Origin of the sequence: Pedobacter cryoconitis (assembly GCF_014207135.1) — a bacterium.
Taxonomy (GTDB): domain Bacteria; phylum Bacteroidota; class Bacteroidia; order Sphingobacteriales; family Sphingobacteriaceae; genus Pedobacter; species Pedobacter cryoconitis_D.
The window spans coordinates 164,914-184,124 of sequence record NZ_JACHCC010000009.1 but is presented as its reverse complement, the minus strand read 5'-3'; the positions used below and the strand labels follow the sequence as shown (position 1 = coordinate 184,124).

15 protein-coding genes are annotated in these 19,211 nt (G+C 40.6%); 8 read left to right on the top strand and 7 right to left on the bottom strand.

The genetic code is table 11. The features are described from left to right. Positions 1-8: 8 nt before the first annotated feature. Together HDF25_RS17500 and HDF25_RS17495 are read left to right on the top strand one after the other, a co-directional pair. Positions 9-1,004, top strand: coding sequence for a PorP/SprF family type IX secretion system membrane protein (locus HDF25_RS17500; protein WP_184627099.1), 996 nt, complete (start codon positions 9-11; stop codon positions 1,002-1,004). Positions 1,005-1,016: 12 nt separating this feature from the next. Continuing rightward, on the top strand, positions 1,017-3,020 hold the full coding sequence (locus HDF25_RS17495) for an OmpA family protein (protein ID WP_184627097.1): 2,004 nt from the start codon (positions 1,017-1,019) through the stop codon (positions 3,018-3,020). Between the two features lie 4 nt (positions 3,021-3,024). Here HDF25_RS17495 and HDF25_RS17490 read toward each other — a convergent pair whose 3' ends face one another. Further along, positions 3,025-3,381, bottom strand: coding sequence for a PleD family two-component system response regulator (locus HDF25_RS17490; RefSeq protein WP_184627095.1), 357 nt, complete (start codon positions 3,379-3,381; stop codon positions 3,025-3,027). A gap of 87 nt (positions 3,382-3,468) precedes the next feature. Between HDF25_RS17490 and HDF25_RS17485 the strand changes: the two genes are divergently transcribed. The 3 genes from HDF25_RS17485 (at position 3,469) to HDF25_RS17475 (ending at position 5,513) form a co-directional block, all read left to right on the top strand. Beyond that, a complete protein-coding gene (locus HDF25_RS17485; protein ID WP_184627093.1) occupies positions 3,469-3,657 on the top strand; it encodes a hypothetical protein in 189 nt (62 codons plus the stop codon). Positions 3,658-3,712: 55 nt separating this feature from the next. Continuing rightward, positions 3,713-4,873, top strand: a complete 1,161-nt coding sequence (locus HDF25_RS17480) for an iron-containing alcohol dehydrogenase (protein WP_184627091.1) — start codon at positions 3,713-3,715, stop codon at positions 4,871-4,873. 136 nt (positions 4,874-5,009) lie between these two features. Continuing rightward, positions 5,010-5,513, top strand: a complete 504-nt coding sequence (locus tag HDF25_RS17475; protein ID WP_184627089.1) for a GAF domain-containing protein — start codon at positions 5,010-5,012, stop codon at positions 5,511-5,513. Between the two features lie 4 nt (positions 5,514-5,517). Here the strand turns inward: HDF25_RS17475 and HDF25_RS17470 are convergent, their stop codons facing one another. Then, the gene (locus tag HDF25_RS17470; RefSeq protein ID WP_184627086.1) at positions 5,518-7,593 is read right to left on the bottom strand and encodes a S8 family serine peptidase; all 2,076 of its coding nucleotides are present in this window, start codon (positions 7,591-7,593) and stop codon (positions 5,518-5,520) included. Positions 7,594-7,625: 32 nt separating this feature from the next. On the opposite strand from HDF25_RS17470, the gene HDF25_RS17465 reads away from it, so the two are divergent. Continuing rightward, on the top strand, positions 7,626-8,087 hold the full coding sequence (locus HDF25_RS17465) for a carboxypeptidase regulatory-like domain-containing protein (protein WP_184627084.1): 462 nt from the start codon (positions 7,626-7,628) through the stop codon (positions 8,085-8,087). 18 nt (positions 8,088-8,105) lie between these two features. On the opposite strand, the gene HDF25_RS17460 is transcribed toward HDF25_RS17465, so the two are convergent. From HDF25_RS17460 to HDF25_RS17445, 4 genes are read right to left on the bottom strand one after another with little or no spacing between them, the layout of a single operon-like run. Then, complete coding sequence (locus HDF25_RS17460) at positions 8,106-8,963, bottom strand: N-acetylglucosamine kinase (RefSeq protein ID WP_184627082.1); 858 nt, start codon at positions 8,961-8,963, stop codon at positions 8,106-8,108. A 17-nt stretch (positions 8,964-8,980) separates the two neighbouring features. Continuing rightward, positions 8,981-10,294, bottom strand: coding sequence for a TolC family protein (locus HDF25_RS17455; protein WP_184627080.1), 1,314 nt, complete (start codon positions 10,292-10,294; stop codon positions 8,981-8,983). 12 nt (positions 10,295-10,306) lie between these two features. After that, positions 10,307-13,420 (bottom strand): efflux RND transporter permease subunit, encoded by a 3,114-nt coding sequence (locus tag HDF25_RS17450; RefSeq protein ID WP_184627078.1) that lies wholly within the window; start codon positions 13,418-13,420, stop codon positions 10,307-10,309. 10 nt (positions 13,421-13,430) lie between these two features. Beyond that, on the bottom strand, positions 13,431-14,522 hold the full coding sequence (locus HDF25_RS17445) for an efflux RND transporter periplasmic adaptor subunit (protein ID WP_184627076.1): 1,092 nt from the start codon (positions 14,520-14,522) through the stop codon (positions 13,431-13,433). A gap of 152 nt (positions 14,523-14,674) precedes the next feature. Here HDF25_RS17445 and HDF25_RS17440 point away from each other — a divergent pair, with 152 nt between their 5' ends. Continuing rightward, positions 14,675-16,474, top strand: a complete 1,800-nt coding sequence (locus HDF25_RS17440; RefSeq protein WP_184627074.1) for a M61 family metallopeptidase — start codon at positions 14,675-14,677, stop codon at positions 16,472-16,474. A gap of 76 nt (positions 16,475-16,550) precedes the next feature. Here the strand turns inward: HDF25_RS17440 and HDF25_RS17435 are convergent, their stop codons facing one another. After that, a complete protein-coding gene (locus HDF25_RS17435) occupies positions 16,551-17,030 on the bottom strand; it encodes a hypothetical protein (protein ID WP_260409400.1) in 480 nt (159 codons plus the stop codon). A 285-nt stretch (positions 17,031-17,315) separates the two neighbouring features. Here HDF25_RS17435 and HDF25_RS17430 point away from each other — a divergent pair, with 285 nt between their 5' ends. Then, on the top strand, positions 17,316-19,097 hold the full coding sequence (locus HDF25_RS17430) for an AMP-dependent synthetase/ligase (RefSeq protein WP_184627072.1): 1,782 nt from the start codon (positions 17,316-17,318) through the stop codon (positions 19,095-19,097). Positions 19,098-19,211: the final 114 nt, after the last annotated feature.

Genomic DNA, 19,211 nt, shown 5'->3' with positions numbered 1-19,211 from the left:
TTAATAACATGAAGAAACTATCAAAAATCATCGTCTTGGGCTTGTTGTGCATTACGGGAGCTTCGAGGGTTAGTGCACAGATCGATCCTCATTTTTCACAATATTATGCAAATCCATTATGGCTTAACCCAGCTTTAACAGGGGTAATCGATGGAGATTACCGGGTGACAGTAAATGCTAAGCAACAATGGGGTTCGCTCTCTCATTCCTTTTTAACAGCAGGGGCCTCTTTTGATACGGCCCCTACAAAAAACCTTTCTTTTGGTGGAATGGTACTGAACCAGAATGCTGGCGATATCAGCTATAATTATCTCAATGCACTGGCCTCAGCAGCTTACCGTATCCGCTTTGGCAGGGCCGGTTTAAATATGATCAACTTTGGTTTACAGGCAGGGATCCTGAATAAGAGTTTTGATCCTTCAAAAATCACGACTGGTAATCAGTTTAATCCAGGAAGCGGATTTGATGGTAGTCTCCCTTTGAATGAGAATTTCTCTTCAAGTAATACGCTTGTTCCGGATGTGAATGCGGGTATTATGTATTTTGATGGTAGTGCTGACAAACGGGTAAATGTATTTGCAGGGGCAGCCGGATCTCATTTAACCCGGCCTATTGACCGTTTTCTGGGAAATGATGTCAGAATACCAATTCGGTTCACAGCGCATGGCGGTGCAAGAATTAAGGTAAGTGATGCTCTCGATATTACGCCAAATGGCCTTTATATGAAGCAGGGTACAGCAACAGAGACTTCAGCAGGGGCTTACGCTTCATTCTTTGTTAACCCTGAGGCAGATCTGATGTTTGGATCTAATTATAGGTTTGGAGATGCAGCTATTGCTTTCTTTGGACTGCATTTGAAAAATATGACTTTCGGGGTAAGTTATGACTTTAATACTTCAGGACTTAACCGTGCGACCAGCAGCAGAGGCGGTTTAGAGTTATCAGTCTCATTTACCAGCCGCAAGGGTGTTTCTGGTCCTAACTTCTTTTGTCCACGATTATAATCTGAATTATTTATGAAAGCGCTTAGACTACTGCTTTTGATCTGTTTACTGGGTACAGGAGCACAGGCACAATATGTAACCAATAACAAAAGAATTGCTGATGTATATTTTCAGAATAAAGACTATTATGCAGCGGCGGAGTACTATAAAAAAGCATTGAAGATCGGACCCGACAGTACAGGATTTGTGGTCCCATATGCTTTTGAAGCCAAAATGAATAAAGAAAAGACAAAGCGGCCGGAATATGAATATTGTGTTTTTCAATTAGCGACTTCTCTTAGGTTATATAAGGATTTCAGAGGGGCTGAAGCATGGTATGCCATCGCCAGAAATTTTAATGATCATAAATATGTGACCAGTTTATTCTATTACGGAGAAAGTCTCCGTGCCAATCAAAAATTCAATGATGCCATTGTAGCTTTTAAAGAGTTTCTGAAAAGAAGCCAGTCCAATGATGTTTATAACGATAAGGCGAAACTCGAAATAGCTTCCTGTAATTTTGCACTCTATGAAATGCGGTATCCCCGGTTGTATAAATTTAGTAAGCTGTTGAATCAGATTAATGATAAAGGGTCTAATTATACTCCTTTGCTCTTCAATAACCGATTTTATTTTACTTCTTCAAGACCTATAGCTGTAGGGAATAAAACAGAGACCTTCCGCGATAGCCGGACAAAGGCCAAAGTCACTAAAAAGGAAAACCCATTTGTGAATGCAATATATGAAGCATCAGGTAATCCACAAAGGGCATCTACGACTGTGCAAAAAATGGGTGCACCAGAGAAAGGTAAAGAATTTGCTGCCCCGGCTTTTACACCTAATGGGAGAGTGATGTACCTGACAATCTGGAGTGGCGAGGGAAATAAAAAGATCTGTCAGGTCAATATCTCCAGGGGTAACGGAGATGTCTGGTCAGCACCAAAGGAACTGGGTACACAAGTCAATATTGAGGGGTTCAATGCTATGCAACCTTTTGTGACCAGAGACGGGAAACACCTGATCTTTTCATCAGACAGACCCGGCGGATCAGGAAAATATGACCTTTGGTACTGTACCATCCGGAGTGACGGCTCTTTAAGTGAAGCATCTAACATGGGCAATACAATTAATACCAAAGACAATGACGTTGCGGCCTATTATAATTCTACGACCAATAAATTATTATTCAGCAGCGATGGAAGAGTAGGTATGGGAGGGTTAGACTTTTATGAAAGTACGGGTGATTTTTCAACCTGGTCAGAACCTAGAAACCTGGGATATCCTTTTAATTCTTCAAAGGATGACGCATACTTCACCCCTTCAAACAGTGATGATAGTGAGGGGTACATCAGCTCTGACAGAGAATCAGTTTGCTGCCTGGAAATGTTCTATGTAAAAAAAGAATTCATTACTATTGATGGAGTTATCTATGATTGTCATACAAACCTGCCATTGGCCGATGCACTGATTACGCTCAGTGATTCTATACAGGTAATGAAGGTGACTTCTGATTCTGAGGGAAAATATAGATTCAGAATAAACTCTAACAGGGAATTAAAGCTAACGGCGTCAAAAGATAATTACTTCACGAAGGTACTGCTGTACAATTATGATGAATTGGCAAAAACCGATACACTGGTTAATCCTAAGCTTTGCCTCGAGCCTTTTATTATCAATAAACCCATTGTGCTGGAAAATATTTTATACGATTTTAACAGTGCCAAACTGAATCCGTTATCGGAATCTATTCTGGACAAGCTGTATAAGATTATGGTTGATAATGAAACCATAGAAATTGAGCTGAGTGCGCATACGGATAATATAGGTACAGAAGCTTATAATCTGAAATTGTCTGACAGAAGAGCTAAATCCTGTGTTGATTATCTGATCGGCAAGGGGATCCCGGCAGGCAGAATGAAAAGCAAAGGTTATGGATTTAGTAAACCTATTGCACCTAATCAGCTACCTGATGGAAAGGATAATCCTGAAGGACGCCAGCTAAACAGAAGGACTGAATTTAAAGTAACTAAAAAATAAAATGTTAAAGCAACATCTCCAGTTTCTTTAACATGACTGACATTTCGAATGGTTTTTCCAGGTAATCGTTAGAGAGCAGACTCTCTCTCATGATATAATCCTCGGAAAAACCACCAGAAGTCAGTACAACCGGCAAATGTGCTGTACCTGGTCTTGTACGGATTTCTTTAAATATTGCTCTGCCATCCATCCCATCCAGTTTAATATCCATCAGAATCAGGTCTGGTCTGAATTCTTCAATAATTCTGAAAATCGGCCTACCGGTCATCAGAGGGAAGACTTTGTAATTATTTTCCTCCAGGACCAGCTGTACAACCTCCAGCAAATCCGGATCGTCTTCAACAACGAGTATTCTATTCATAGCTTTGTAAAAAGCATGCTGAACAAACAGAGTGCCATGATTAGCCAAAAGAATTAATACTTTTGACTTGAAATTCATCAGATCTGTATGCAATTAAAAGAACAAATAGAAGCTATTGCTAACACCTTACTTCCCAGTTTTATACCAAAAGATAACCAGGAAACCACTTTGTCTTTTCATTTTACCTTACCTCCGGATAATAGTTATAAGGTCTTCTTCGAGAAAGACAGTAAGGCAAAATGGCAGTTCGTCCGCTTTGAAGAGGCCGAAAGATAGAGCCTGGACAAAACAATGCTGATAGCACCATTTTAAAATCTCTAAAAACAGGAATATGTTAAACTTCGAATTTAAGAACCCGGTAAAAATAATCTTCGGAAAAAATCAGATCGTCAGAATCGCACAGGAAATCCCTGCGGATGCAAAAGTTTTAGTGTTGTATGGAGGTGGTAGTATAAAGTTGAATGGAGTTTATGATCAGGTTATGACGGCCCTGGCCGGATTTGATGTGATGACATTTGGTGGTATACCAGCGAACCCTGAGTATGAGATTTTGATAGAGGCGCTGGAACTGATCAAGGCTAACCGTATTACTTATTTGCTGGCGGTTGGTGGTGGCTCTGTAATTGATGGAACAAAGTTTCTTTCGGCGGCGGCCCTTTATGATGGGACCGAACCCTGGGATATTCTGAAAAATAAAATCAGAACGGAGAAGGGAATGCCTTTTGGTACAGTACTTACGCTGCCGGCTACAGGATCAGAAATGAATTCGGGTGCGGTGATTACCAGGGCCGAAACCATGGAGAAATTTGGGATGGGTGGCCCGGGACTTTTTCCTGAGTTTTCTATACTGGATCCCCAGGTAGTGAAATCTATCCCTCAGCGTCAGTTAGCAAATGGTATTACTGATGCTTTTACACATGTACTGGAACAGTATATGACTTATCCTGCACAGGCATTTTTGCAGGACAGGTTTGCTGAAGGGATTATGCAGACTCTGATAGAAATGGCTCCGCGGATACAAAAAAATCCGGGCGATTACGAAGCTGCGGCAAACTTTATGTGGTGTTGTACAATGGCCTTAAACGGATTGATTCAAAAGGGGGTTCCTACAGACTGGGCTGTCCATGCAATGGGTCATGAGCTTACTGCAATGTTCGGTATTGACCATGCCAGGACACTTGCTATTATAGCCCCGGTACATTACCGGTATAATTTTGAGAAAAAGAAGGAAAAACTTGCACAGTACGCAGAAAGGATCTGGGGGATAATGGAAGGTTCTATAGACGAAAAGGCAGAAATTGCCATAGTCAGAACAGAAACATTTTTTCATTCACTGGGAATAGATACCAGGCTGTCTCAATATACTTCTGATTATCAGGGTACTGCCGAGAAAATAGAAAACCGGTTTCTGGAAAGGGAATGGCTGGGTCTGGGGGAGCACAAGAACCTTACACCTGCTGATGTCAGACAAATCGTAGAACTGAGTTATTAGTCTTCCGGACAGGGAGGATTGGCGCAGCACCCTTTACTCCCTCAGGGTGTAAGTTTTTTTTGATAGAATATTTTAAAAGGGTATGGTAATTGTATAGGTTCGCAGGTATAAGTTATACAGTGTAATATATAATAAATTGGAGAATACTTTTGGACGGAATATAATTCCACAGGATGAAGAGGAGCGCTTAGAGAACTTAAAAAAGTATAAAATACTATATACCAAATCCGAACCTATTTTTGATCAGCTGGCAGCTGTTGCGGCAACTATGCTTAAGGTGCCAATGGCTATGATCAATTTTGTTGATAAGGATCATGTATGGACGAAGGCTGATCAGCTTGGTGATTCGGGTAATGAAGTGGAGAGAGGAACGAGTCTATGCTCTCTGGCGATTTTGAAGGGTGAGGTTACTGTTTTTGAAGATGCTCTTGCAGAACCATGCCTGATGTCAAATCCTTTGGTTGTAGGTGAGTTTGGTCTGCGGTTTTATGCTGCGGTGCCAATTACAACAACAGAGGGTTTTAACATTGGTGCAATCTGTATCGTTGATAAAAAGACCAGAACATTCAGTGCTGAGGACAGAAAAAAGCTGGAATGGGTGGCGAAAATGGTACAGACAGAAATAGAAAAACGGATTTAATCTCTTACTTCACGCAGACGAATTTTTTAGTATAGCTACTCTGACCGATCTTAATTACCATAAAATAAAGACCACTCGTATAACCGGATAAATCAATCTGACTGTAATACAAGCCTTGGAAATCACTCTTTTTCTCATTATATAGTTGTTGTCCTGATATGTTAATCAAACTAAGGTTTACTTCGCTTTTTTGGGCTACAGTAAAATTAATATTGATCTGATTTGCTGCAGGAACCGGATAAAGTACCATATTCATGCCGGGATCATCTCCTGGTATTTTAGTCGAAGCAAATGTTGCATCGCCTGAGATACCAGTTACCAGGATAGAGTAAGCCTGTCCTCCGCGTTTTAGAGTTCCTTTATGAGAAATGTTAAATTTATACAGACCGCCCGCTTTGGGGTCATCGATCTTTACCTGCTCAACATTATCTCTGGTGTTATCTCCCTTACCAGCAGCTGCAGAAGGATCGGCCGGATTCAGTGTCCATGGGTAATAAGTAGCTGATCCCTGAACCGCGCGCAGGTCCAGATCATTGATCAGCCTTGGAACAGGATTATTCAGCGCATTTAAAGTACTGACAGGAACGGCTTCAGGGTCAGTCCAGCAAATAGTGGCAGTTAGTGGGGTCCCTCCCTGAGCGGTGACTTCGATGTACTGTTGTTCACCTTGCGAAAGCACATTTTCAGCAATTTTACTTTTTAGATGATCATCCAGTATAGCTTGCGCTGCGGCTTCCATGTTTAACAGACCCCAGCCATAACTATAATCTGGTCCCGGGGCATTACCTGCTTCTGCAGCCGTGCCAATAGCTATTGCCTTCAACGTAGCTGAACGCATATAACTGGCGTTATTCTGACGGCTGTAAAGCTCCTGTAACAAAATCAGTGAACCGCTGACATTGGGAGTAGCCATGGAGGTACCGGAAAGAATAGTATAACTGTTATCACTGGTATTACTGGTGGAGGTGACCCTGACCCCATCTGCAACTAAATCCGGCTTAATCCTGCCATCATCGGTTGGGCCCCAGCTACTGAATGAAGCTACCTGGATGTTCTGTGGATTATAAGGCCCGTTTCCCACTGGGTTTATAGCACCTACGGTCAGGATATTTTTAGCAGTTCCATAAGTGGAAATATTGTCGTAGCTATCATTATCGCTTAGTCCGGCTGGTCGTTTACCTGCATCTGCCATAACCTTGTCACTATTGTATCTATAGTAAGTAGTCCCTATCGGAGGTCCGTTAACAGACCTGTTATTACCAGCCGATTTTACCGGGAGATAATAGGGTGCATTGTAACATATCTTATCCCAGTCTGCGGACTGGGTATCATAATAGCCAAATTTATAATCTTCATTCTGACCAGGGGCAGCGTAGAATTCCCAGCGCTCAGGATTGACATCTGTATTTAATGACCAGCCCGCTACTGCACCATAAGAGTGATTTGAAATCAGTAATCCGGCAGCATTCTGAGACATTTCGGGTGTGTCGTTGTCAAAATCAAAGGAATATAATTTTGGTAACCCGAAAGCCATTCCTCTTGCTACAGGATTTACACCTGCAGCCATCATAGTACCAGCAACATGGGTAGAATGTACAGCAGTGGTAGTCGTTCCATCCCTGACTTCAATCCGGCCACCTGCAAATTCAACATGGCTTGCCAGCACAGCATCGCTATCCCAGATAGCAATCTTACCTGAAGGAATGCTACTTCCATTAAGTGCCAGGCCAAGACCACCCCCGTTGTATAATTTATTGGTGCGGGTAGTACCTGCAGCAATGGTATTATTAGTCGTCATAAAATACACTGGCAGACCAGCATCGTCCATTCTTTGCAATCTCATCACAGATCCGCTACGATCTTTTTTGGTCAGTGCCCAGCCTTTTCTGGCAGCAGTAGAAAAAGCTGCAATTCTCTGGCTGTTAGCAGTGTTCAGGAGCATCGTCCCGTTCTCTTTTAAAAAAGTAGCATTAGTAACATTGGGCATAATAATTTGCTGTGCAGACACAGTGGAAATTGTTATACTTGTACTAAAGAGTATGGATATTACGTACTTTCGTAAATAGAGAGAGTTAATCATAAAGCACGAATTTAACTTTAAAACCCATATAGATGAAATTTTATTTAGTCGTTTTTTGCTCAGCAATTCTTCTTACTTTATCTTGTGCATTCGGTACTCAACCAAAAAAAATAATTAGAGAGGGAATTTCGGGTAGGGTAATATTAAAAGAGGGTAACCAGATGCCCGGGCCGGGAAAAAAAAAGGTTCATACAGGTAAAGGGGTACAACGCACAATTTTTATTTATGCACTGACCACTGCTGCACAGGCCGAGGGAGAAAGCCCACTTTTTAAAGAGATTCGTCAGCGATTAATCAGGAAGTTTAAAACCGATGCCAATGGCTTTTTCAAATGTAAACTTCCTGCCGGAAAATATTCGGTATTCACTGGTGAAAAAGATCATCAGTTTTTCGCTGGTTTGTCGAATGGAGCCGGAGAGTTAAACCCGGTTGAAGTTCTGCCTGGTAAATTAACTTCTTTCGATATTGAGATTAATTACAATGCTGTTTATTAGCGAATAAAAAAGAGGGGATTATTCTTTAATGATCCCCTCTTTTTTAAGAATATAATTATAGATTCCCTCAATGGGTTTCTGCATCACTTTTCCAAGACGCAGACCATTCATTTCATAGACTTTTCTTAAGGTGTCCTCGTAATAAAAGGCAACGGAGCCTACAAAGTGACTGTTCAGTGTTTTATAGTCTTTGAAATTCTTAATATTTACATCGATAAACTCCTGGAATCCGTCAATTAATAACTGATGAATAAATGGATGTTCCCTGTGCGGATACATAAAACGGCTGAAACCAGCCAGGTAAGTATTAGGCAATGGCTTTTGGTATACATTGGTAATGACCGTTTCTTTATCAGTTTCAAATTCTTTGGCGAACAGAACGCGCAGATCATCCGGCATCTGTTTATATAAATAAGAGGTAATTATTTTTTTACCAAACGAAGTGCCGGAACCTTCGTCTCCAAGAATATAACCCAGGCCATAATTACTGTCATAGGTTGATACACCGTCATAATAAGAAACATTAGAACCTGTACCAAGAATACAAATCAGGCCTTTTTCGTCTCCACAGGTTGCATAAGCTGAACCAACGAGGTCATTTTCTACGCTGATGTAGGCTTTGGTGAAAAACAAAGATAAACCATTACTGATCACCTCATGTTTATCCGGAGTGGAACAACCCGACCCATAAAAATAAATTTCTTTAACCGCTTCGGCTAATCCGTCTGGTATTTTTGTCTTTGACAAGATCTTAAAGATGTCCTGTGCATTCAAAAAATAAGGATTGATGCCCTGTGTGCTAAAACTGATGGTTTTGCCGTCTTTATATCCTAGCCAGTCCGTTTTTGAGGACCCGCTATCTGCTACTAAAATCATAAACGAAAGTAATCATCTTATTGAACATTTAAAGTACCACTAATCTCTTTTAAACTAATTTCTGTTAGTTTGGCCTGGTATCGCGCATCGAGATGTCGGATGATAGCATTGATTGAATTTCTCTGTGCCTCCCTCAGCTCCAGCGGACTGATACTGCCCAGACGATATTTTTCAAAAGTGATATCAAGATTTTGTTTAGCCAGCTCTACATTCCCTGTTTCTACTTTCAGCAGATCCAGATTGGTCAGGTAGTTCTGATAGGTAATATTCAGCAATGCGCTTACATCCAGTTTAGTTTGTGCAAGGCTCAGTTCTGACGAGTTAAGCTGGACCTTTGCGTTTCGTTCATTTTGTCTTTGCAGGAACCCATTGAAAATATTAAGGCTTGCTGTAAGACCATATGTCAGCCCGTTTGCCCGGAATTGCTGATTAAAACCAGTGGGACTGGTGCTTCTTGAAAATGCGTAGCCACTATTTACGGCCACCGTTGGATAACGTTGTCCCTTCACTTGTTTCAAGGTTAACTCCGCAATCTTTTTATTGATAAAAGCATTCTGCAGATTTGGATTTAAACGTTCTGTCAATAATTCCAGCTCTGCCAGTTTCAGGTTGTCCTCAATTCCATGTTGGGCACTGACCATAAATTGAATACTCAGATCTCTTGCCATCAGCTGGTTCAGCGTAATCCGGGAAGTATTTAAAATATTCTTTTGCTGTAAAAATAGTGTGGTATCTGTATTGTAATCTACTTTTGCAGTTAATACATCCAGTTTGGAACCACGGCCTATCTTTAATTTGTTATCAGCGATCACTACTCTTAAGCGCGAAATTTTCAAGGCGCTGTCAGTAGCCAGTACCAGTTGTTGCTGCCTTACCAGTGCAAAATAGGCCGATACTACAGATGAAATGGTATTTAAAATAGTTAGTTTACTGTTTACTTCGCCTTGTTTTTTCAATTCCTTCAGACGTTCATAATTGGCGAACATCTGGAAACCGTCAAAAATTGTCCAGTCGATTGCAGCCCCATAACTTAAACTTGTACTCAGTGCACCGTCCGTTTTCCTTTCCGGACCAGTTGCCGGGGTCTGGACTGTGTTTTGTCTGCTGCCTCCATCACTGAAATTTCCGACTATTCCAGGGAGCATTCCGGCATTCCCGGCATTCAGATTATTTTTGGCAATCTGTACCTGGTTTTTGATCAGCCTGATCTGATAATTGTTTTTTAGTGCAGTACTGATCGCTTCTTCCAGGCTGAGCGTATCCTGAGCTACGGTAGCTTGTGTAAAGCAAACTCCAAGGAAGGCTAAGAAATAAAAGAGATATTTATTCATTTGTTTATAATTTTAGACTACAGGATTTTTTTCCTGTTCCAGTGCTGCTTTTAACGATTCTTGTAATTCGGTATTTGTTTTGTGTTCTTTAGACCAGTAAGAATAGATTGCCGGAATAACGAACAGAGTTAATATGAGTGAAAAAGTAGTACCGCCTACAATCACAACTCCCATACCCATCCGGCTTTTTGCGGCAGCCCCCAATGCCATTGCAATAGGTAAGGCTCCGATGGCAATAGCCAGACTGGTCATTAGAATGGGTCTTAAACGTGAAACAGAGGCCTCTCTGATGGCATCATGTACATTTTTACCGCTTTCTTTTAGTTGGTTGGCGAATTCTACAATCAGGATACCATTTTTGGTAACTAATCCAATGAGCATAATCGTACCGATCTGACTGAATATATTCCAGCTCTGACCAAATAACCATAATGATAAAAAGGCTCCTGCTACAGCCATAGGGACAGTCATAATGATAATTATCGGATCTTTGAAGCTTTCAAACTGTGCGGATAGAATCAGATAAACCAGTAATAATGCCAGTCCAAAAGCGAAAAGTGTATTGGAGGAACTCTCCTGAAAATCTCTGGATTCACCACTGAGGTCGGTAGAGAAGGTCTCGTCCAGGACTTTGTCCCGTATTTTGTCCATTGCAGCTATCCCATCCCCGATACTTTTTCCCGGAGCTAAACCCGCAGAGACTGTAGCTGCGGTAAAACGGTTATTCCGGTATAGTTGAGGAGGACTGCTTTGTTCCTTTGCACTAACCAGGTTATCAATCTGGATCAGCTCGCCTTTATCATTTCTGACATAAACAGAACTCAGATCCAGCGGGTCCTTGCGGCTACCACGATCAAACTGCCCGATTACCTGGTATTGTTTGCCATTCATGAAAAAATAAGAGAACCGCTGGCCGCTCAGTCCAAGCTGAAGCGTTTGTGCAATGGCTGATACAGAAACGCCGAGGTTCCTGGCTTTCTCCCGGTCAATAGTAAGGTTGATCTCTGGTTTATTGAATTTAAGATTCACATCAGAAACAGTGAAGGTTGGATCTTTACTTACCTCTTCCATAAACCGGGGGACCTTTTCACGGAGCTTATCAAAGTTCTGTGCCTGTATAATATAACTGATAGGCAGGCCACCACGACGGCCAACTGATATAGTAGGCTGTTGTGTGACGAATACTTTTCCTTCGGTGTATTTTTTAGTAATCCTGGTGAGCTGGGCTGCTATCTCTTCCTGAGAGCGACCACGTTGATCAGGATCGCTCAAACCAATCCGCAGAAAACCACTGTTTACTGCACCCGTTCCTCCAAACCCAGGGGAGGTAACTGTAATATTCACACTCTTTTCCGGAACAGAGTCTTCGACCATTTTGGCTATCTTCATCATGAATTTATCTGTGTAATCATAAGAAGAACCTTCCGGCGTGGTGATACTCATATTAATGGCACTCCTGTCATCATAAGGTGCTGTTTCCTTCGGTAAAATTTTCCAGAACAGGACAATCAGACCCAGACAGGCTATAATAATCGGAAGGGCAAGCCATCTTTTGTTCAGAAAAAGGTTTAGGTTTTTGGCGTAATTATCATTTAGCCCGACGAAATAAGGTTCTGACCATTCGTAAAACCTGGATTTTTTATGTCCTGTTTTTTTCATCAGATAGGCATTCAGCATTGGCGTCAGGGTTAGTGATACAAAAGCAGAAATGAGAACAGCTGCCCCGATTACAATTCCAAATTCCCTGAATAACCGGCCTACAAAGCCTTGTAGAAAGATGACCGGCAAGAATACTGCAGCCAGGGTCACGGAGATCGAAATAACCGCAAAGAAAATTTCATTTGATCCTTTTATCGCAGCTTCAAAAGGAGAATAACCTTCTTCAACTTTCTTGAATATATTCTCTGTGACGACAATTCCATCATCGACAACCAGGCCGGTAGCAAGTACTATCGCCAGTAAACTCAGTACATTAATAGAAAATCCAAAAATGTACATGATAAAGAAAGTGAAAATAAGGGAGACCGGAATATCAATTAGTGGCCTGATCGCAATCGCCCAGTCCCTGAAAAACAGATAAATGATCAGGATAACCAGAACAAGGGAAAGAATAATCGTTTCTGCTACTTCCGTTACCGAATTTTTAATGAACCTGGTATTATCCAGAGATACATTCAGTTTAAGGTCTTTAGGAACATCATTCTTTAATCTCGCATACCTTTTCTCGAATTCTTTTGAAATATCCAGATAATTGGCTCCAGGTTGTGGAATAAGTGCAACTGCAACCATAGGTTTGCCGGATTCTCTTAAAAGAGTTTCTTCGTTTTCAGGGCCTAGTTCTGCATAGCCTACATCCTTTAGCTGGATTACATTGTTTCCGTTATTCTTTATAATCAGGTTATTGAATTCCTTTTCATTGGTTAACTTTCCTAATGTTTTGACCGTTAGCTCGGTTGTAGTGCCGGTGATTTTGCCTGAGGGAAGTTCTACATTTTCATTGTCCAGTGCAGTTACGATATCCTGCGAAGTCAAACCATATGCGGCCAGTTTATTAGGGTCAATCCGGATGCGCATAGCATATTTTTTTTGCCCCTGAATCTGAACACTGCTAACTCCTGGTATGGTCTGGATACGCTCGGCAATTACATTTTCGGCATAGTCACTCAGTTCGAGCTGATTTCTTTGATCACTCTGGATGGTCATTGTGATAATTGCATCAGAATTGGCATCAGCTTTACTGACTACAGGGTTTCCATCAATATCCTTAGGCAAGTTCCTGGTAGCCTGTGATACTTTATCCCTGACGTCATTGGCCGCTTCTTCAATATTTTTTCCAAGATTAAATTCTATAGTGATTGTGCTGCTTCCCTGGTTACTTGATGAAGACATATTTCTGATCCCGTCAATTCCATTAATGGATTTTTCGAGAGGTTCAGTAATCTGTGATTCAATAATATCTGAGTTCGCTCCAGGATAAGAAGTGCGGACTGAAACTACTGTCGGATCTATGTTGGGATATTCTCTGACACCCAGAAAGTTGTATCCGATGATGCCAAACAACAGAATCATCAGATTCATTACAATGGCCAGAACGGGTCTTTTTATACTCGTGGTGGATATACTCATTTCGGTAGGATTAGTTTTTAACTACTGATACTTTTACAGGGGCTTCATCTTTGAGTGAGAGTGCACCTGTTGTTAAAACTGTATCGCCGATTTTAAGGCCGGAAGTGATCAGGATATTTTCGTCTGTGCGGGTACCAGATTGTACTTCTACCTGTTTTGCTTTGCCATTATAGCTGATGAATACTGTTTTTCCTTTGAGTACAGGAATAATCGCCTGGTTTGGAATTAATATAGCATTATCAATTTTATCCAGTGTAAGAGAAATTTTTGCAAATGAACCAGGACGTAATTCGTTATTTGTATTGGCGGCGAGTGCTTTAACCTGCAGGGTTCTGGTCTGGGCATTGATTCCTGGCTCCAATGCAAATACCTTCCCGGTATAGAGTTGCGCAGATCCATCTGTACGGAAAGTGATAGTAGAATTTACTTTAATCTGGGCCATATATTTTTCGGGGACAGAAAAGCTGATTTTGACCGGATTGGTACTGAGTAAATTTGCAATTACTGTAGAGGGAGTAATATATACACCTGATGAAATAGACCGCAGACCTATTTTACCGCTGAAGGGAGCTATAATTGAGGTCTTAGCCAGTTGTGCCCGTATCAGCTGAGCCTGGGCCTTTAATGACTTCAGGTCTGCCAGAGCAGTATCATATTCTTCCTGGCTGATTGCACCTTTTTGCAGAAGTTGTCTGGCCCGGTTTTCATTTGTTGCAGACAGATTTTGTTTGGTCAGGGATTCCTGAAGCTGTGCCTGGATATCACGGTCATTAATTTTTACCAGGACACTGCCTTTGGTTACATTGCTGCCTTCTTTAAAGAAGATACCAGTAACTAAACCAGATACTTCACTCTGCAGGGCGACAGACTCATTAGCTTCAATTGTTCCGGTTATGTCCAGCTGATTAGCAAATGAAACCGGCTGTACCACTATGCCATTCACTGCCATATGCTGGTTTTTACCATCTTTATTAGCCTGTGAGCCTTTTGCACCAGTGCCTGTGCCTGAGGTTTCCAGTTTTTTGTTAGCGGATATTCTGTAGTAGACCAGGTAGGCAATCCCGAGAAAAATCAGAGGGTAAATGACGTATTTAAGTTTCATAAATTTTTTAATGGAATTTTAATGCCATCTGTGTTGCAAAAATATTTAAATATGTCCTCGGGTCATGGTTGTATTAAGTATGTTACAGCTAATTTCCAATTTTAACTGTGGGCTATTAAATATATTTTAAATTTGCGTCAAAAGAACTAAATATGCTGTTGAAAAAAATAAGTTTGGGGTTTATTGTATTGGTGGCACCCGTCCTGATGGCCAAAGCGCAAACCAAAGTTAATTATGAAGTAAGTTTTATAGAACCACAGGCTCATTATGTAGCTGTAAAAATGCACATAGCTGGTCTGACAAAAGCTTATGTAGATGTTAAAATGCCTGTTTGGGCCCCAGGTTCTTACCTGATCAGAGAATTTTCTAAAAATGTAGAAGGTTTTGCGGCTACATCCGGAATGAAGGTGCTCAAAACGGAAAAAATAAAAAAGAACACCTGGAGAGTTTATACCAGTAATTCTAATGCGGTTGATGTTAATTATAGCGTATATGCTTTCGAACCATCTGTACGTACGGCTTTTATAGATGCATCACATGCATTTTTATCGCCAACAGGAATTTTTATGTACCCCGATAACCAGCTGGCCTTGCCAAGCACAGTGAAAGTGATTCCTTTCGAAGGATGGAACAAGGTTTCTACGGGACTGGAACCTGTAGCTGGTCAGCAATTTACTTATACAGCTAAAAACTACGATATTTTATTTGATAGCCCGATAGAAGTTGGTAACCAGGATGTGTTTGAATTTACTGCTGCCGGAGTGAAACATGAAGTTGCCATGTATGGCGGTGGTAATTATAATGTGGAACGCTTAAAAGTGGATATGGCCAAAATCGTAGAGCAGGCAACAGCAATTTACGGAGAGAACCCTAACAAACATTATACTTTTATAGTGCATAATTTTTCGAGAGGTGGTGGAGGTCTGGAACATTTAAACTCTACAGTATTGGGTGCAAGCAGAGATGATTATGCCTCGGAAGAAGGATATAAAGGCTTTCTGAGTTTAGTGGCTCATGAATATCATCATTTATGGAATGTAAAAAGGTTACGTCCCGTTGCTTTAGGCCCATTTGATTATGAGAATGAAAATTACACAACCAATTTGTGGGTTGCAGAAGGTTTTACGGCTTATTATGAGAACAAATTTATGTTACGTGCCGGATTTTTAAATCCCGGAGAGTTTGTAAATACACTGACCAAAGCAGTAAATGATTTGATGAACACACCTGGTTCCAGAGTGCAGTCTGCTGCAATGTCGAGTTTTGATGCCTGGATTAAGTACTATCGTCCGGATGAGAATTCAAATAATAGCGGAGTTTCTTACTACAGTAAAGGAGAAGTTGTGGGATTGTTAATGGATCTGGAAATTGCAAATGCGACAAAAGGAAAATATAGCCTTGATGATGTGATGAAAGCGATGTACGAGCAATGTAAAATGAAAGGTAAAGGTTATACAGATGCTGAATTTAAGGCTATGGTTGAGAAAATCAGCGGTGTTAGTTTTACTAACTTCTGGGATATGTACGTGAATGGAACCCAGCCGATTGAATATGCTAAATATCTGGGGTATGCCGGAATAAAGGTGACTGACGAAAATGACCATAGTGTTGTTTATATGGGAATAGCTAACAGAAAAGTTGATGGCCATTTGATAGTGATCTCTGTAGGACGCAATACTTCTGCCTGGGATGGGGGTGTCAATGCAGGTGATGAAGTGATCAGTGTAGACGGTGTTGCAGCAGAGCAGGTGATTGGAAAAATGGCTGTGATAACGAGTAAAAAAGTTGGAGATGTGGTTACCGTAAAAGTGAAAAGAGATGGGATAGATAAGGACATTAAGGTTAAGCTTAAAGCAAACAGGAATGTGAGACTGGTAGCTAAGGTAGATCCGGACAGAACAGATGCACAATTAGCCGTATTCAAGAAATGGAGCACAGGATCTGTTAAGTAACGTATATATACTGAATATAAAAAGAGCGTCTGGAATATATTCCAGACGCTCTTTTTATATTCAGTAATATTGAAACCTAGAAGGTGAAACGCAATGATAGTCCTACACCAGAAGCGTCAAAATTTGTATCCGGGGCTAATTGAATAGCTGGTTTCCAGTCTAAAGAGATATTGATAGGGGCATCAGCGAATTTATAGTCCAGACCTAAAACACCATCAAGAGAAAGGTACAGGTCACTTGAATTATTAGGTTTGTATTTTACTGCACCAATACTACCACCACCGCCATAATACCAGTTCAGGCCTTGTGCACCACTGATAGGTTTGTATACCTCATATAATCCCGTTACACGGAAATAATTGTAACTGTTGTTAGATCTGAAATTGGCAATCAGGTCGAGCATTTTATTATCACCTAGTGAAGTTTTGAAAGTCACTCCGTTGGCAGCGCCAAAACGTCCACCTATGGCATTCTGATAGCCTTGTGCTTTAGATGTAAATTGGATTGCAAACGTAGCAATCATCGTTAGACAAAGTATTGTAAATACTTTTTTCATATGGATTTGTATAAAGTTTAAATGAAAAGAGAGCTTATCAATTACTATGCCGTTTGTGCTTTTTTTGGATATTCAGATGACAAAACAAGATGATTATGTAATCGAATTATCAAATTTTAGACGTTTTCAGGGTTTAAGAGGGTAAAACAGACCAAAATTAAAATTGGTTTTATTACTATAATTAATTTGTTAGATTTGGGAATAACAAAATTAATCTGGAACTTATTTTGTGCTTTGAACCTGTCGGGTTCTTCTGTAAAATATTAATCTTATATAATCGATATTATGCCTGTAACCGTAACCAGAGTATTTGATTTATTGAAATACAACTTAGAGAAATTCCCCAAAGATGAATTTATTAGTGGCAAGATCAATGGAGCGTGGAGAAAATATAGTACCCAGCAATTTGTTGAAATTGCAGATAATCTGAGCAAAGGTTTAATCCAGCTTGGAATGATTAAAGGTGACAGGATTGCTGTAATGTCTCATAACAGACCTGAATGGAATATTGCCGATTTTGCGGTAAACCAGTTTGGCGGATATCATGTACCCTTATATCCGACACTGGCTGAGCATGATATTAAGTTTATCCTGGATAATGCAGGCGTAAGTGTATTTTTCGTAGAGGATGAAGCGCTGTATCAGAAAGTAAAACCTATTTGTGCGGCAGTTAACCCGGAACTGAAACTTTATACTTTTAATGAGGTGGCTGGTGCTGATCACTGGACAGCCCTGTCAGATGCCGGAGCCAAAAACCAGGATATTAATCTGGAAACTTACCGGGAGGCTGTTACAGCTGATGATGTATTAACACTGATTTATACTTCAGGGACAACAGGAACCCCAAAAGGAGTTATGCTGACCCATAATAATCTTGTCCAGAATTTTATAAACTCTTCAGTGGTGGTTCCGCCGGGATTGGAGAAAGGACTTAGCTTTTTGCCTTTATCCCATATTTTTGAGAGGATGATTGTGTATCTGTACCTGTATATGGGTGTCTCTATATACTATGCGGAAAGTATGGATACTATTGTCGCTGATATCCAATATGTGAAACCAAATGCTTTTTCTACAGTGCCGAGATTACTGGAAAAGGTGTACGAAAAAATCATGGAGAAAGGGAAGTCACTTACTGGTATAAAGAGAGGTATTTTCTTTTGGTCTGTGGCATTGGCTGAAGAGTTTGATATGAACAGTAGCTGGCTTTACAGATTTAAACTTGGGATTGCCAGAAAACTGGTATTCAAAAAATGGCAGGAAGCCCTGGGTGGAAATATTGTAGTTATTGTATCAGGAGGTGCAGCATTAAATCCTCGTCTTGCCCGTATTTTCTGGGCAGCTGGGATGCCGGTTTTTGAAGGTTATGGATTAACGGAAACTTCACCGGTAATTACAGTTAACCATTTTGATCATGCGATGTTCGGAACAGTGGGACCTGTAATTGACGGTGTGGAAGTTAAAATTGCCGCCGACGGTGAGGTGCTGACCAGGGGACATAATGTGATGAAAGGATATTATAAACGGGAAGACCTGACTGCTGAAGCTATTGATGCAGATGGATGGTTCCATACAGAAGATATCGGTGAATTGGTGGAGGGCCGCTTTTTGAAGATTACAGATCGTAAAAAAGAAATCTTCAAGACTGCAGGAGGCAAATATGTTGCACCTCAGATGCTGGAAAATAAATACAAAGAATCTGTATTAATAGATCATATCATGGTATTGGGTGAAAACCGTAAATTCCCTTCTGCATTGATCGTTCCTAATTTTGTTGCATTGAAGGCCTGGTGTACCAAAAAGGGGATTGATTATACTACTAACGAAGAGATGGTGAAGAATCCACAGGTTCTGGAGAAATATAATCAGGAGATAGCCATTGGGTCAAAGGACTTTGGTAAATGGGAACAGGTGAAACGATTTGTCCTGCTGACTAAAGAATGGAGCATTGAAGGGGGGGAGTTTACGCCGAAGCTTAGTTTAAAGCGAAAAATTATTTTGGAAAAAAACAAAGACCTGATCGAGAAATTATATAAGGACGCAGAAGATTATAAATCAGATGCTCATTAAAAAAATATGTTTAAATAGTAATTTATATTGTGTCGGGGATGAAAAATATTTGTCAGGGTTCTTTATAATTCCTAACTTGGCGCCATATTATACAATTCTGTTCATTTAAAATGG

What these genes read in the sequence shown, in the direction of transcription:
- HDF25_RS17500 (WP_184627099.1), top strand. Translation starts at nt 9, where the DNA reads ATGAAGAAACTATCAAAAATCATCGTCTTGGGCTTGTTGTGCATTACG.
- HDF25_RS17495 (WP_184627097.1), top strand. Translation starts at nt 1,017, where the DNA reads ATGAAAGCGCTTAGACTACTGCTTTTGATCTGTTTACTGGGTACAGGA.
- HDF25_RS17490 (WP_184627095.1), bottom strand. Translation starts at nt 3,381, where the DNA reads ATGAATAGAATACTCGTTGTTGAAGACGATCCGGATTTGCTGGAGGTT.
- HDF25_RS17485 (WP_184627093.1), top strand. Translation starts at nt 3,469, where the DNA reads ATGCAATTAAAAGAACAAATAGAAGCTATTGCTAACACCTTACTTCCC.
- HDF25_RS17480 (WP_184627091.1), top strand. Translation starts at nt 3,713, where the DNA reads ATGTTAAACTTCGAATTTAAGAACCCGGTAAAAATAATCTTCGGAAAA.
- HDF25_RS17470 (WP_184627086.1), bottom strand. Translation starts at nt 7,593, where the DNA reads ATGATTAACTCTCTCTATTTACGAAAGTACGTAATATCCATACTCTTT.
- HDF25_RS17465 (WP_184627084.1), top strand. Translation starts at nt 7,626, where the DNA reads ATGAAATTTTATTTAGTCGTTTTTTGCTCAGCAATTCTTCTTACTTTA.
- HDF25_RS17460 (WP_184627082.1), bottom strand. Translation starts at nt 8,963, where the DNA reads ATGATTTTAGTAGCAGATAGCGGGTCCTCAAAAACGGACTGGCTAGGA.
- HDF25_RS17455 (WP_184627080.1), bottom strand. Translation starts at nt 10,294, where the DNA reads ATGAATAAATATCTCTTTTATTTCTTAGCCTTCCTTGGAGTTTGCTTT.
- HDF25_RS17450 (WP_184627078.1), bottom strand. Translation starts at nt 13,420, where the DNA reads ATGAGTATATCCACCACGAGTATAAAAAGACCCGTTCTGGCCATTGTA.
- HDF25_RS17445 (WP_184627076.1), bottom strand. Translation starts at nt 14,522, where the DNA reads ATGAAACTTAAATACGTCATTTACCCTCTGATTTTTCTCGGGATTGCC.
- HDF25_RS17440 (WP_184627074.1), top strand. Translation starts at nt 14,675, where the DNA reads ATGCTGTTGAAAAAAATAAGTTTGGGGTTTATTGTATTGGTGGCACCC.
- HDF25_RS17435 (WP_260409400.1), bottom strand. Translation starts at nt 17,030, where the DNA reads ATGAAAAAAGTATTTACAATACTTTGTCTAACGATGATTGCTACGTTT.
- HDF25_RS17430 (WP_184627072.1), top strand. Translation starts at nt 17,316, where the DNA reads ATGCCTGTAACCGTAACCAGAGTATTTGATTTATTGAAATACAACTTA.